Below are 12,353 nucleotides of genomic sequence, written 5' to 3'. Positions count from 1 at the left end.
GGCGGGCTCCTCTCTATTGCTTGAGCCGGTCGGGCGGGATGTCGCCGAACTGCACCAGCGTGCCCAGCATCTGCAGGTAGGCGACCAGCGCATCCATCTCGGTGATCGTCGTCGTCTCGCCGTTGAACTTGGCGACGGGCGCGCGGGGATAGCGTTTCTGCATGGCGGTCGGATCGCGGTCCGGATCGACCTGCGCCTCGAGATCGGCGCGCGCGTTGGCGATCATCTCGTCGGTGTAGGGCGTGCCGACGGTGCGCAGCGTGCGGAGATGCTGGGCGATGTCGGAATAGTCGAGTGGCCGGTTCGCCAGGAAGGGATAGGCCGGCATCACGCTCTCGGGCACGACGGCGCGCGGCGAGGCGAGATGGGCGACGTGCCAGTCGTTCGAGTAACGGCCGCCGACGCGTGCGAGATCCGGTCCCGTTCGCTTGGAACCCCACTGGAAGGGCTTGTCGTACATGCTCTCGGCCGCGAGGCTGTAGTGGCCGTAGCGCTCGACCTCGTCCTTGAAGGGACGGATCTGCTGGCTGTGGCAGAGGTAGCAGCCTTCGCGGATGTAGATGTTGCGGCCCATCAGCTCAAGCGGCGTGTACGGGCGCATGCCGTCGATGCGCTCGATCGTCGTTTCGACGGTGAACAGCGGGATGATCTGGACCAGGCCGCCGATCGATACCGTGATCAGGGTTAGGACCAGCATCAGGATGACGTTCTTCTCGATCGTCTCGTGGCGGATAAACATTGGACGCTCCTTACGCCGCGAGTGCCGGTTGGGTCTGGGTGGCGAGCGTCTCCGTTTCGCTGCGGATGGTTCGCCACATGTTGTAGGCCATGATCAGCCCGCCGCTCAGGAAGCAAACGCCGCCCAGCAGACGAATCAGGTAGAAGGGATGCATGGCCGCGACGGTCTCGACGAACGAGTACTGGAGGAAGCCAAGCTCGTCGTAGGCGCGCCACATCAGGCCCTGCATGATGCCGCTCACCCACATCGCCGTGATGTAGAGAACGATGCCAACGGTCGCGATCCAGTAGTGCCAGCTGATCAGGCGCGTCGACCACATGGCCGGACGCTTCCACATCGTCGGGACCAGATAGTAGAGCGTGCCGAACACGATGAAGGCCACCCAGCCCAGCGCGCCGGAATGCACGTGGCCGATCGTCCAGTCGGTGTAGTGGCTCAGCGAGTTGACGGCCTTGATGGACATGACCGGTCCCTCGAAGGTCGACATTCCGTAGAAGCCGACGGCGGTCACGGAGAAGCGCAGGCCCGGGTCGGTGCGAAGTTTGTCCCACGCGCCCGACAGGGTCATCAAGCCGTTGATCATGCCGCCCCAGCTCGGCATCCAGAGCATCACCGAGAAGGTCATTCCCAGGGTCTGGGCCCAGTCGGGCAGCGACGTGTAGTGCAGGTGATGGGGGCCGGCCCAGATGTACAGGAACACCAGGGACCAGAAGTGGACGATCGACAGCCGGTAGGAATAGACCGGCCGGTTCGCCGCCTTCGGGATGTAGTAATACATCATGCCAAGGAAGGCCGCGGTCAGGAAGAAGCCGACGGCGTTGTGGCCGTACCACCACTGGATCATCGCATCCTGGACGCCCGACCACGCGCCATAGCTCTTCGTGCCGGTGATCGAGACCGGCAGGGCCAGGTTGTTCACGATGTGGAGCATCGCGATGGTGATGATGAAGGCCATGTAGAACCAGTTGGCCACGTAGATGTGCGGTTCCTCGCGCTTCATCACCGTGCCGACATAGGTGATCAGGTACGCCACCCATACGATGGTGAGCCAGAGGTCGACGAACCATTCGGGCTCGGCGTATTCCTTGCTCTGCGTGATGCCGAACAGATAGCCCAGCGCCGCGGCGAGGATGAAGAACTGGTAGCCCAGCAGCACGAACCAGGCGAGCGGCTCCCCGCCGAACAGCCGGGTGCGGCAGGTTCTCTGCACCACGTGGAAGGCCGTGCCGATCAGCGCGGTACCGCCGAAGGCGAAGATGGCGGCGGACGTATGCAGCGGACGCAGCCGGCCAAACGTCAGGTAGGGGCTGTCGAAGCTGAGCTGCGGCCAGACGAGTTGGGCGGCGATGACGACGCCGACCAGGAAGGCCGCGATGCCCCAGAACATCGTCAATATGGCGGCCGCGCGGATCACGTCCTCGACGTAGCGCGGCGCCGGACGCTGGTCGGCTGTCAATACGGCTTGGCTCGGCATGCTCACTCCCCGAATGGTCGCGGGGACACTAGGAGAGGGTCGCGGTTGCGCCCTTGATTTGGGTCAAGGCCTGTGCGCGGAGTGACGGATCACAATGACGCATGCAACCTGAATGTGAGGCGCCATGAGCGAGACCATTGCGGTGTTTCCGACGCCCCGTCCACTCATCCGGCGGGTTCCCGTCGATCGTCCCTGGACATGGCTCGCCGCCGGCTGGCGCGACATAGTGGCCGCACCCGGCAGCAGTCTCGCCTATGGAATCGTGCCGGTGGCGGCCGGATGGCTGGCCATTGTGCTGATGCTGCGGCTCGATCTGCCCTATCTCGTCCTGCCGCTCAGCGCGGGCTTCTTCTATGTCGGCCCCTTCATTGCCACCGGACTGTACGAGATCAGCCGGCGGCTCGAGGCCCGTCAGCCCGTCGATGGCAAATCCACCCTGATGGCCTGGCGGCGCAATCCCGAACAGATCGCGCTCATGGGGGTGCTTCTCCTCCTCTTCCATCTGGCCTGGATGAGGTTGGCGCAGCTCCTCTTCGCCCTCTTCGAATTCCGCACCGTCCCCTCCTGGGACCGCTTTCTCGACCTCGTCTGGACGACCTCGAAGAGTCTGCCGTTCCTGGCGTTGGGAATCGGCCTGGGCGCGTTCCTGGCGGCCATCGCCTTTGCGATCGGCGCCTTCTCCATTCCCTATCTGCTCGACCGGCGGAACTCGAACATGTTCGAGGCGATCGCGACCTCGGTGGCCGCGACCCGGCTCAATTTCCGGCCCATGCTCCTGTGGGCCGGACTGATCGTGTTCCTCACCGGCCTCGGCATGATTCCGGGACTGCTGGGGCTGGTCGTGACCCTGCCGCTGGTCGCTCACGCAACGTGGCACGCCTACCGTGACGTCATCCGCTTCGAGCCGGAGCCCTCTTCCTAGTGTTGCCCGGCATGCATGCAGCGGCGGTTACGTAGAAACCCCTAGTTCAATTCCTGAAGTGTCGGCTGGCGCACATCGTCATATTCAGATTGGGAGGCGGAGTAGGATTTGCTGAGCATGACGGATTGATTTGCAGGAGGGCGACATGGCCAAGCGATCGAAAGTGATGACCTCCGAAGAGTTCGTCCACGACGTCGGCGCCATTGGATTGTGGCTGTTCGTTGCGATCCTGATCGTTCTGGCGGCCGCCGCTGCTCTCGAGTCCCTGGCGACCTACTGAATCTCGACAAGCGGGGCTGCTAGAGCCTCTGGCTCGCGAGGGCGAGCATGACCAGCGCGTTGCCGGCGAGGAGCGGCGGGCTGACCCAACGGGCGATCGTCCGCAGATGTCGCCGCATGATCAGCCCGCCCCAGCCGACGGCAACCAGCGCCGGCACGGTGCCGAGTGCGAAGCACGCCATGGCGAGGGCTCCCGACACGACCGACCCGGTGCCCGCCGCAGCGGCCAGGGCAGCGTAGAGAAGACCACAAGGCAGGAAACCCAGGACGACGCCCAGCCCGTACCGCGCCAACGCGGTACGTGAGGCGGAGAGGGGGCCGGCGAGACGCGCCACCAGTTTCGTCGCCGGCGAGGCCGCATTCACGGCCATACCGAGGGCCTGGGCCGCCAGCAGGCCGGCGGCCGCGATCAGCAGGATGGCCGATAGCCAGCCAAACATCTCCAGGGAGGCAAACACGGCCGTCGCGCCTCCGGCCATGGCCCCCAGCCCCGTATAGGTGGTGAATCGGCCGAGATGGTAGGGCACGAGAAGGGCGCCGGTCAGCCGGTGCCACTCGCCGTAGGGTCGATCCCCCGGCTGCTCGACCGAGGCCATCACCTGCCCCAGCACGAACGGGCCGCACATGCCGACGCAATGCACGAGGCTGCCGGCAAGGCCGGCCAGGAGCAGCGCCGCCGGCAGGCCGAGCGGCATCGACGCGGCAGCCATGAGGCCGTCGCCGCACATCGCGAAGAAGCGGGAGATGATGTCCATCGACGCCAATGGACCATGATTTTCCCGGGCGGCGATTGACCTGCGTCAAGGTCGCGCTCCTGGTGGTCGTGCACGATGAAGGAACCTTCAGGAGGATACCCATGGCCTACAAGACGATTCTCGTTCATTGCGACGCCAGCCCCAAGGTCGGCCAGAGATTGACTGTCGCGTCTGAGCTGGCGGAGCGCTACGGCGCCCATCTGATCGGCATGCACGCTCGTCCGCCGCTCGAAGCGCCGATCTTCTTCGAGGGCGGTGTCGCCATGGACTCGCTGTTCGCCAGCTACGAAGCCAGTGCCGATGCCGATCAGGCCGCCGCGCTCGCAGCCTTCCAGAAGGCCGTGAAGGAACGTCGCGTTCCCTCCCATGAATGGCGCGTGACCGATGGCTTCATCGATTCCGAGCTCGTCATCCAGGCGCGCTACACCGATCTCCTCGTCCTTGGTCAGACCGACCCCGATGCCCAGACGCCCACGCCGTCTGACCTGCCCGAAGCCGTCGTCCTGGCCAGCGGCCGGCCGACCCTCGTGGTCCCGCATATCGGCGTGCGCGCACCGATCGGCGAGTCCGTGCTGCTGTGCTGGAACGCCAGTCGCGAGAGTGCACGGGCGGCGGCCGATGCCCTGCCGTTCCTGCAAATGGCCAAGAAGGTCGTGATCCTCGTCGTCGACCCGCGGACGTCGCCGGACGGACACGGCGCCGAACCGGGCGCCGATGTGGCGCTCTGGCTCACCCGCCACGGCGTGAAGGTGACCGTGCAGCGCGACGTCGCCGCCGACAGCGACGTGGGCGCCGTCATCCTGTCGCGCGCCGCGGATATCGGCAGCGATCTCATCGTCATGGGCGTCTATGGCCACTCGCGGGTGCGCGAGATGGTGCTGGGCGGCGTTAGCCGCACGCTGCTCGCGAGCATGACCGTCCCCGTGCTGATCTCCCACTAAGGGCCCTTCACGGATGGACGCCCAGACCATCGCCTCGTACGACCGCTCGGTCCCCCGGTATACAAGCTATCCGACGGCGGCGCAGTTCCATGGCGCCGTGGGAGCCGTGCAGCACAAGGCCTGGCTCGCCGACCTCGAGCGCTCCTGCTCGACGGTCTATCTCCATGTCCCCTTTTGCGCGCGTCTGTGCTGGTACTGTGCCTGTCACACGGCGGCGATGAACCGCGTGGATTCGCTCGGCGCTTATGCCCACGCGCTGGCGAAGGAAATCGATCTCGTCGCCGAAGCCGTGCCCGGGCTGATGGTCGGCCAGATCCAGTGGGGCGGCGGCACGCCGTCCCAGCTCGGTTCGGCGAACCTCGTCGAGGTGGCGAAGCGGCTCGCCGGGCGCTTCGACCGGCGCAGCGGCTCGGAAACCTCGATGGAGGTGGATCCTCGCTACTGCGATGACGAGTTCGTATCGACGATGAAGGCAATAGGCGTCGATCGCGTGAGCCTCGGCGTGCAGGACTTCGACCTGGACGTGCAGAAGGCGATTAACCGGCTGCAGTCAGTGGAGGATACGGCTTCCGCCATCGCAAGGATCCGCGCCGCCGGCATCGCCCGCGTCAACATCGATCTCGTCTACGGCCTGCCCAAGCAGACGCCGGAGACTCTCGCCCGCACGCTCGACGCCGCCCTCGAGCTGGCGCCGGACCGCTTTGCCGTCTTCGCCTATGCGCACGTGCCTTGGATGAAGGCCCGCCAGCGCCTGATCGACGCGGAGAGCCTGCCAGGGGCAGCCGACCGTGCCGCCATGGCGGAGCTGGTGGCGCAGCGCCTCGTCGAGGGAGGCTACACGAGGATCGGGCTCGACCACTATGCACGCCCGGGCGATCCGCTTGCCACCGCCGCGGACCGCGGCCGGCTGCGGCGCAGCTTCCAGGGATATGTCGTGGTGGACCAGCCGTCGGTCGTCGGTCTTGGCGCCTCGGCGATTTCCAGCCTGCCGCGCGGGTACACCCAGAACGTGGCCGATCCGGCGCGCTATCGCACTTACATGGAGGCCGGATGCTTCGCCTCGGTCCGGGGGCTGCAATTCGCGGGAGAGGACCGGCTGCGGGGCGAGATCATCGAGAAGCTGATGTGCAGTTTCTCGGTCGATCTCGGGGATGTCTGTCGCCGTCACGGTGCGTCGACCGAATCGTTCCTTTCCGAGGTGGCCGGGCTTCCCAAGCTCGTCAGCGACGGGCTGGTCTGGCGTGATGGCGAGACCCTGCACGTTACCGAGCACGGGCGCCCGCTGCTGCGCTTCGTCTGCGCCGCGTTCGACGCCCATCTCGGCCACGTCGATGGCCGGCATTCCCGCGGCATCTGAAGAAGGAATTCTCATGAGCACTTACCAAATGGTCTCCCGGCACGTCGAGGCGGCGCTGGCCGAGGCATCGAAGCAGGGCATAGCCGGCGACGTGGTCGCGCGCTGCCTGCTCTCCGAGGCCATCCGCATCTTCCGGTCGGGCCGGCCGATCGACGACATCGCGGCGGAGTTGACGGCGGCCATCGACAATCTCGACGAGGATGCGCCGCTCGCCTTCATCCGACCCTGAATGAGATGACCCCGGCACTTGGGTGCGTGCTATAAGTCACCCGTCATGGTGATGCGCCGATGAGCCGGATGTCCCGATGAGCGAAACGTCGATCGCGCTTGCGCTCGAGGCGGCGGAAGCACGCCTGCGGTCCATCCTGCAGACCGTGCCCGACGCCATGATCATCATCGACGAGCAGGGCCGTATCGAGTCGCTCAGCACGACCGCGGAGCGCCTGTTCGGCTACGAGGCCGACGAAGCGTGCGGCCGCAATGTCAGCCTCCTGATGCCGTCGCCCTATCGCGAACAGCACGATGCCTACATCGGGCGCTATCTTGAGACCGGCGAGCGCCGGATCATCGGCATCGGCCGCATTGTGGTGGGTCAGCGCAAGGACGGAACGACGTTCCCGATGCATCTCACGGTGGGCGAACTCCGCACCGGCGACCGCCACCACTTCACCGGCTTCATCCGCGACCTGACCGACCAGCAGCTCACCGAGGACCGGCTGAAGGAGCTGCAATCGGAAGTGACCCACATGTCGCGGTTCACCGCGCTGGGCGAGATGGCCTCGACGCTCGCACACGAGATCAACCAGCCGCTGACGGCCATCAGCAACTATCTCAAGGGCTCGCGCCGCCTGCTCGAACGCATGGAGGGCGAGAAGGTCGAGATGCTCCGCGACGCGGTCTCCAAGGCCGCCGACCAGGCTTTACGGGCCGGGCAGATCATTCGTCGCCTGCGCGAATTCGTGGCCCGCGGCGAAAGCGAGCGGCGGATCGAGAGTCTTCCCAAGCTGATCGAGGATGCCAGCACACTCGCGCTCGTCGGCGCGAGGGAGCATGGAATTCTCGTCACGTTCAGGCTCGATCCCGCCGCCGATCTCGTCCTGGCGGACCGAATTCAAATCCAGCAGGTGCTCGTCAACCTGATGCGCAATGCCATAGAGGTGATGAGCGAGGGAGGCGCGGTCCGCCGGCTCGACATCGCCACATCGGCGGAACCGGACGACCAGATCGAGGTGACCGTCGCGGACACCGGGGCGGGCCTCGCGCCGGAGGTGGCGAAGCAGCTTTTCCAGCCCTTCGTCACGACCAAGCGAAAGGGCATGGGCCTCGGCCTTTCGATCTGCCGCACGATCGTCGAGGCGCATGGCGGAAAGATCTGGGTGGACTCGCCTGCGGAGGGCGGCACGATCTTCCACTTCACCCTGCGGGCGGCCGCGGACGACCGGGAGACGGAGGATGCCTAGCCAGGTCGTTCACGTGATCGACGACGATGTCGATGTTCGGCAGTCGCTTGCGTTCCTGCTGAGCACGGCGGGCCTTGCCGTGCGCGTGCATGAGTCCGCGATCGCCTTCCTGAAGGTCCTGCCGGACGCCCAGCCGGGGTGCGTGGTCACCGATATCCGCATGCCGGAGATGGACGGGCTGGAACTGCAGCGCCGACTTCTCGAGTTGAAGGCGGGCTTTCCCGTGATCGTGATGACCGGCCATGGCGACGTGCCCATGGCGGTGGAGGCCATGAAGGCCGGCGCCGTCGACTTCATCGAGAAGCCGTTCGACGACGAAACCCTTCTCTCGGCGATCAGATCGGCCCTCGACAGCCATTCGCGCAACCGCGAGCGCGAGGACCGCATGGTGGCGATCCGCAAGCGGCTCGACGCCCTGTCCAGTCGGGAACGCGACGTGCTGAGCGGGCTCGCGGCCGGCAAGGCGAACAAGGTGATCGCCTACGACCTCGGCATCAGCGCCCGCACGGTCGAAGTCTATCGCGCCAACGTGATGACCAAGATGCAGGCCGACAGCCTCTCCGAACTGGTGCGCATGGTCCTCATGGCCGAGGGAGAATCCTAGAATTTGCGCTGGATCAACGCGGCACCGGCCGCCGTGGGCGACGTTGCTGCATGTCGAAGGCTCCCCATGTCATTCTGCTCGTCGATGACGATGCTGCCGTGCGCAATGCGCTCAAGTTCTCGCTCGAGATGGAGGGCTTCAGTGTTCGGCTGTTTGCCACTCCGGAAGCCCTGCTGGCCGAGAACGACCTGCCGGCCGGCGGATGCCTCGTCATCGACTACCGAATGCCCGAGATCGACGGGCTCGAACTCGTGGAGCGGCTGCGGAGCCGGGGCGTTACCCTGCCGATCCTTCTGATCAGCGGCCGGGTGACCCGCTCCCTGCTAGCCCGGGCCTCAAGCCTGGGGATCAGTGATGTACTGGAGAAACCGCTTTCCGATCTGGCCGGCAGCATCAGGCGAGTCCTGGATGCGGGGCCCTGACGGCCATGGGCCGATGCCTTCGACGATCCTCGGCTTCGTGCTCCATTCGTCGGGGCGCCATCAGGCGGCCCTCGCGATCCTGTCGGTCCTCGTCTTCCTGCTGAGTGCGGCTCCCTTGGAGCTGCAGCGCCGGGTGATCAACGTCCTGGTGGACCGCGGCGCCTTCGAGACCGTGCTGTGGCTGGCCGCCGCCTATGTCGGCGTCGTGCTCTCCGAGCAGAGCCTGAAGCTCTGTCTCAACGTCTATCGCGGATGGGTCGCCGAGGATTCGGTGCGCCGCCTGCGCAGCTTGGTCGGAGTATATGCCGACCGGGCCACACGGGACGTCAGCGGCGAGGAAGCCGGCGTCGAGATTTCCATGGTGCTCGAGGAGGCCGAACCGATCGGCAGCTTCACCGGCGTAAGCCTGTCCGAACCGCTGCTGCAGGGCGGCGTGCTGGCGAGCGTCATCGTCTACATGCTCTATCTCGACTGGCGCATGGCGCTTCTCGGCCTCGCGTTCTTCCTGCCGCAGGCCCTTTTCGTTCCTTTTCTGCAGCGTGCCATCAACCGGCGCGCTCAGTCGCGCATACTGGTCAAGCGCGGCATAAGCGGCGGGCTGGTGAGCCGCATCTCCGGGCGCGGAGGCTCGGACGGACGCATCGGGTGGGGTTGGACGCGGGACCCAATCGAGCGCGTGTTCACACTCAACATGGGCATCTATAGGATCAAGTTCACGATGAACCTGTTGATGAACATGATGCATCACCTGGCCGTCGCCTCCGCGCTTGGTTTCGGCGGCTGGCAGGTTCTGCAGGGAACGATTGAGGTGGGAACCGTCGTCGCGGTGGTGGCGGGGCTCGGCAGGCTCAACGATCCGTGGGGCGACATCGTGAACTGGGCCCGCGAACTGGCCGTCGTCGGGGTCAAATACCGGCTGTTCGCGGGTGTCCTCGAGGATCTGGCGACCCCGGCGGGCGACCACCAGCCTACGTAGAATCCCTTAGTTCAAGACCCAAATGGTCGGCCGGCCCCCCGGGCCCTATCCCTGTGCCCGTCAGAAACACTCAGCCGGGAGCCAGCCATGCATACGAATTCAGCGATTTCCGCCCGTATTCCTGCTGCCATCGCCTTGCGTGGAGCTGCCAACATGCAGCCTGCGGGTACCCCGACGGCCGGCCAGCCGCGGATGCTGGCGAAGGGCGAGGAGCTGTTCGCCGAGGGCGATCCGGCCGATTATTTCTACAAGGTGGTTTCCGGCTCGATCCGGACCTGCAAGCTGCTGAGCGACGGTCGCCGGCAGATCGATGCCTTCCACCTTCCGGGCGACGTCTTCGGTCTTGAAGCCGGCGCCGAATACCGCTTCACCGCCGAAGCGCTGGGCGATGCCACCCTCGTGGCCTTCCGCCGCTCGCGCCTCGCCGAACTGACGGCTGCCGATCCGGCCTTCGCCAACCAGGTTCTCGCTTCCATGATGAAGTGTCTCGGCCGCGCCCAGGACCACATGCTTCTGCTCGGTCGCAAGACCGCCCAGGAGAAGATCGCGACCTTCCTGCTGGACATGGCCAAGCGCATCTCCAGTGACGACGAGCATGTCGAGTTGCCGATGCAGCGCTCCGACATTGCCGACCATCTCGGTCTCACGATCGAGACGGTGTCGCGGACGCTGACCTGCTTCGCGCGCCAGGGCCTTATCCGCCTGCAGGCCGGCAGCCGTTCAGTCGATCTCTGCAACATGGCCGCCTTGCGCAAGCTGGACGCCTGATCCTGACGACCGGAAATCGCGGAGCGACCTGTCGCCCCGCCGTTCCCGCACAAGCGACCTGCCCGCGCAGATGTGTCGTCAGCGATTGACAGAACTCTTCACGGTGACGACGACGGCCTGTGCTTGCTGCGACCGCAGGTACTGCGCGGTTGCAGAGGCCGCGGAAATGCCCAGCAGCATGAACGAGCCGCAGGCGAGCAACAGGAAGTAGATCGGGATATCGGTCATCGAACTCTCCCTGGCTCCATGATAATCAGTGCGGAACGGCGCCGATCGGCGCGTTGGGGCGCAGGCGATCGATGGCCTTGAAAGACCGTCGTGCATAGGCGAGTAGCTCCCCATCGGTCAGATGGTCCATCGGCTCGACGCCGACGAGCATTGCCTTGACGTGCGGCAGATGCTTGTCGAGGTGCCGGACGAGTTCCTGCTTGGCCTGCGCCGGGCCGACCAGAAGCCATTCCTGGGTGCCGCGCAGGGCGTCGACGATATGGTCGAGGAAACTCAGGTCGAGAGCCGCATGGCCTGCGCCGATGACGCCCGCCTTGTGGTGCACCTTGCGGAACGGGCTGTGGGCCTTGATGTTCTCGCGTTCCACATCGTCGACGTTGAACCGGAACACGTGGGCTTCCTTGCTGTCCATCCAGACGATGGCGTGACTGTGGGTCATGGTTTCTCCCGATAACGATGTGGATATCCTGCGTCGGCGCCCGCGGCGATGCGTTGATTCAGGTCAATCGTCGGACGACTGGCGGCGCGTGGCGACGGCGCGCAGTTCGCTCATTCCTTTTCCCGTCCGTGGATCCACGACGTGCAACCCGTTGCAAGCGAGGCAGTGCTGTCCGACGAACGCGGGCAGGGGGCCGTTGCTTTCTTCGTAGCGGCCCTGGACATTGTAGCCCGTGGTCGGGCAGCGGAAGACGAACGTACGCACGCACATTATTATGTTTGTGACGCGGTGCTACGCCTTGATGCAGGTCAAGGCGGACCGCAGTTTCGACGCCGATCTTTCCCCGCAAAGGGGACTTTTCATGACCACATGTGCTTCCAAGGACAGGTTTGGCTACCTCGGGACGGAGGCGGCGGCCCTGCGCGAGCATCTCGATCAGGCATCCGCGGCGATTGCCCGCGCTGCGAGGAGCGAGGGCACGGAAGCGGCCACGGCAGCGGCCGAAGCGGCGCGGGAACTACTGGCGCGTGCGGCTCTGCTGGCCGACGAATGGGTCGACAAGGCCAAGGGAGCGGCGGCAGCGGTGGATGCGGGGCAGGAAGGGCTTGCCGACATCGTCCGGAGGAAGCCGCTCACCGCTCTCGGGGTGGCAACGGCTGCCGGCTTCGTGCTGGCGCTTCTCATGCGGCGCAAGTGAGCATGGCCTCGGAAACTGGAGCCTTGCTGGTCGCCCTCGCGCGGTCGGCGGCGACCCTGGGCGCAGGCGTCCTCGTCGCCTCGGGGCGGCGACTCGCGGTCACCGTGGCCGGCTATCTCGTGGTCGGCGTGCTGCTGGCCGTCAGCCTCGCCTTCCTGACCCTGTCGGCCTATCGCGCCATCGTCGCATCGGTCGGCGATGTCTATGCGCCCCTGATCGTCGGCTGCTTCTACCTGGTGGCGGGACTCATCTCGGCGCTCGTCGTGCAGATGCGCCGTCGCTAGACTGGCTT

The 12,353-nt window shown here is 65.7% G+C and carries 17 protein-coding genes and 1 pseudogene; 12 read left to right on the top strand and 6 right to left on the bottom strand.

The annotated features are described in order from the left end of the window. Window positions 1–13 precede the first annotated feature (13 nt). Together ccoO and ccoN are read right to left on the bottom strand one after the other, a co-directional pair. On the bottom strand, window positions 14–739 hold the full coding sequence (ccoO, locus tag EPO41_RS00420; RefSeq protein ID WP_296319091.1) for a cytochrome-c oxidase, cbb3-type subunit II: 726 nt from the start codon (window positions 737–739) through the stop codon (window positions 14–16). 10 nt (window positions 740–749) lie between these two features. Continuing rightward, on the bottom strand, window positions 750–2,213 hold the full coding sequence (ccoN, locus tag EPO41_RS00415; RefSeq protein ID WP_296319090.1) for a cytochrome-c oxidase, cbb3-type subunit I: 1,464 nt from the start codon (window positions 2,211–2,213) through the stop codon (window positions 750–752). Window positions 2,214–2,337: 124 nt separating this feature from the next. On the opposite strand from ccoN, the gene EPO41_RS00410 reads away from it, so the two are divergent. Further along, window positions 2,338–3,135, top strand: coding sequence for a DUF2189 domain-containing protein (locus EPO41_RS00410; protein ID WP_296319088.1), 798 nt, complete (start codon window positions 2,338–2,340; stop codon window positions 3,133–3,135). Between the two features lie 145 nt (window positions 3,136–3,280). Further along, on the top strand, window positions 3,281–3,415 hold the full coding sequence (locus EPO41_RS00405) for a hypothetical protein (protein ID WP_296319086.1): 135 nt from the start codon (window positions 3,281–3,283) through the stop codon (window positions 3,413–3,415). Between the two features lie 19 nt (window positions 3,416–3,434). Here the strand turns inward: EPO41_RS00405 and EPO41_RS00400 are convergent, their stop codons facing one another. Then, on the bottom strand, window positions 3,435–4,169 hold the full coding sequence (locus EPO41_RS00400) for a sulfite exporter TauE/SafE family protein (RefSeq protein ID WP_296319084.1): 735 nt from the start codon (window positions 4,167–4,169) through the stop codon (window positions 3,435–3,437). 101 nt (window positions 4,170–4,270) lie between these two features. On the opposite strand from EPO41_RS00400, the gene EPO41_RS00395 reads away from it, so the two are divergent. The 8 genes and pseudogenes from EPO41_RS00395 (at window position 4,271) to EPO41_RS00360 (ending at window position 10,697) form a co-directional block, all read left to right on the top strand. Further along, window positions 4,271–5,110, top strand: coding sequence for a universal stress protein (locus tag EPO41_RS00395; RefSeq protein WP_296319082.1), 840 nt, complete (start codon window positions 4,271–4,273; stop codon window positions 5,108–5,110). Window positions 5,111–5,123: 13 nt separating this feature from the next. Further along, window positions 5,124–6,467 (top strand): oxygen-independent coproporphyrinogen III oxidase, encoded by a 1,344-nt coding sequence (hemN, locus tag EPO41_RS00390; RefSeq protein WP_296319080.1) that lies wholly within the window; start codon window positions 5,124–5,126, stop codon window positions 6,465–6,467. Between the two features lie 13 nt (window positions 6,468–6,480). Continuing rightward, window positions 6,481–6,696, top strand: a complete 216-nt coding sequence (locus EPO41_RS00385) for a hypothetical protein (RefSeq protein ID WP_296319079.1) — start codon at window positions 6,481–6,483, stop codon at window positions 6,694–6,696. A gap of 103 nt (window positions 6,697–6,799) precedes the next feature. Then, window positions 6,800–7,927, top strand: a pseudogene (locus EPO41_RS00380) (PAS domain S-box protein); the annotation flags it as partial. Next, complete coding sequence (fixJ, locus tag EPO41_RS00375; protein ID WP_296319076.1) at window positions 7,920–8,531, top strand: response regulator FixJ; 612 nt, start codon at window positions 7,920–7,922, stop codon at window positions 8,529–8,531. The pseudogene EPO41_RS00380 and the gene fixJ, both read left to right, overlap by 8 nt. Before the next feature lie 50 nt (window positions 8,532–8,581). After that, entirely contained in the window at window positions 8,582–8,953 is a 372-nt protein-coding gene (locus EPO41_RS00370) for a response regulator (protein ID WP_296319073.1), read from the top strand. 13 nt (window positions 8,954–8,966) lie between these two features. Continuing rightward, on the top strand, window positions 8,967–9,929 hold the full coding sequence (locus tag EPO41_RS00365) for an ABC transporter transmembrane domain-containing protein (RefSeq protein WP_296319071.1): 963 nt from the start codon (window positions 8,967–8,969) through the stop codon (window positions 9,927–9,929). 87 nt (window positions 9,930–10,016) lie between these two features. Further along, a complete protein-coding gene (locus tag EPO41_RS00360; protein ID WP_296319069.1) occupies window positions 10,017–10,697 on the top strand; it encodes a helix-turn-helix domain-containing protein in 681 nt (226 codons plus the stop codon). Between the two features lie 78 nt (window positions 10,698–10,775). Here EPO41_RS00360 and EPO41_RS00355 read toward each other — a convergent pair whose 3' ends face one another. From EPO41_RS00355 to EPO41_RS00345, 3 genes are all read right to left on the bottom strand, one after another. Further along, window positions 10,776–10,925, bottom strand: coding sequence for a hypothetical protein (locus EPO41_RS00355; protein ID WP_296319067.1), 150 nt, complete (start codon window positions 10,923–10,925; stop codon window positions 10,776–10,778). A 25-nt stretch (window positions 10,926–10,950) separates the two neighbouring features. Next, window positions 10,951–11,364: a translational machinery protein gene (locus EPO41_RS00350; protein ID WP_296319065.1), complete on the bottom strand. Its 414-nt coding sequence runs from the start codon at window positions 11,362–11,364 to the stop codon at window positions 10,951–10,953. A gap of 63 nt (window positions 11,365–11,427) precedes the next feature. Further along, on the bottom strand, window positions 11,428–11,628 hold the full coding sequence (locus tag EPO41_RS00345) for a hypothetical protein (RefSeq protein WP_296319064.1): 201 nt from the start codon (window positions 11,626–11,628) through the stop codon (window positions 11,428–11,430). A 97-nt stretch (window positions 11,629–11,725) separates the two neighbouring features. Between EPO41_RS00345 and EPO41_RS00340 the strand changes: the two genes are divergently transcribed. Both EPO41_RS00340 and EPO41_RS00335 read left to right on the top strand, forming a co-directional pair. Further along, on the top strand, window positions 11,726–12,061 hold the full coding sequence (locus tag EPO41_RS00340) for a DUF883 C-terminal domain-containing protein (protein WP_296319062.1): 336 nt from the start codon (window positions 11,726–11,728) through the stop codon (window positions 12,059–12,061). Between the two features lie 23 nt (window positions 12,062–12,084). Beyond that, window positions 12,085–12,345 (top strand): hypothetical protein, encoded by a 261-nt coding sequence (locus tag EPO41_RS00335; protein ID WP_296319060.1) that lies wholly within the window; start codon window positions 12,085–12,087, stop codon window positions 12,343–12,345. The last annotated feature ends 8 nt before the right edge of the window (window positions 12,346–12,353 follow it).

This window comes from Reyranella sp. (assembly GCF_004297265.1).
Taxonomy (GTDB): Bacteria; Pseudomonadota; Alphaproteobacteria; order Reyranellales; family Reyranellaceae; genus Reyranella.
Note: the sequence above shows the minus strand (reverse complement) of the source record. Positions and strands in the feature narration are given on the sequence as shown.

What these genes read in the sequence shown, in the direction of transcription:
- EPO41_RS00395 (WP_296319082.1), top strand. Translation starts at nt 4,271, where the DNA reads ATGGCCTACAAGACGATTCTCGTTCATTGCGACGCCAGCCCCAAGGTC.
- ccoN (WP_296319090.1), bottom strand. Translation starts at nt 2,213, where the DNA reads ATGCCGAGCCAAGCCGTATTGACAGCCGACCAGCGTCCGGCGCCGCGC.
- EPO41_RS00365 (WP_296319071.1), top strand. Translation starts at nt 8,967, where the DNA reads ATGCCTTCGACGATCCTCGGCTTCGTGCTCCATTCGTCGGGGCGCCAT.
- EPO41_RS00370 (WP_296319073.1), top strand. Translation starts at nt 8,582, where the DNA reads ATGTCGAAGGCTCCCCATGTCATTCTGCTCGTCGATGACGATGCTGCC.
- EPO41_RS00360 (WP_296319069.1), top strand. Translation starts at nt 10,017, where the DNA reads ATGCATACGAATTCAGCGATTTCCGCCCGTATTCCTGCTGCCATCGCC.
- EPO41_RS00385 (WP_296319079.1), top strand. Translation starts at nt 6,481, where the DNA reads ATGAGCACTTACCAAATGGTCTCCCGGCACGTCGAGGCGGCGCTGGCC.
- EPO41_RS00405 (WP_296319086.1), top strand. Translation starts at nt 3,281, where the DNA reads ATGGCCAAGCGATCGAAAGTGATGACCTCCGAAGAGTTCGTCCACGAC.
- ccoO (WP_296319091.1), bottom strand. Translation starts at nt 739, where the DNA reads ATGTTTATCCGCCACGAGACGATCGAGAAGAACGTCATCCTGATGCTG.
- EPO41_RS00355 (WP_296319067.1), bottom strand. Translation starts at nt 10,925, where the DNA reads ATGACCGATATCCCGATCTACTTCCTGTTGCTCGCCTGCGGCTCGTTC.
- EPO41_RS00400 (WP_296319084.1), bottom strand. Translation starts at nt 4,169, where the DNA reads ATGGACATCATCTCCCGCTTCTTCGCGATGTGCGGCGACGGCCTCATG.
- EPO41_RS00340 (WP_296319062.1), top strand. Translation starts at nt 11,726, where the DNA reads ATGACCACATGTGCTTCCAAGGACAGGTTTGGCTACCTCGGGACGGAG.
- fixJ (WP_296319076.1), top strand. Translation starts at nt 7,920, where the DNA reads ATGCCTAGCCAGGTCGTTCACGTGATCGACGACGATGTCGATGTTCGG.
- EPO41_RS00410 (WP_296319088.1), top strand. Translation starts at nt 2,338, where the DNA reads ATGAGCGAGACCATTGCGGTGTTTCCGACGCCCCGTCCACTCATCCGG.
- EPO41_RS00350 (WP_296319065.1), bottom strand. Translation starts at nt 11,364, where the DNA reads ATGACCCACAGTCACGCCATCGTCTGGATGGACAGCAAGGAAGCCCAC.
- hemN (WP_296319080.1), top strand. Translation starts at nt 5,124, where the DNA reads ATGGACGCCCAGACCATCGCCTCGTACGACCGCTCGGTCCCCCGGTAT.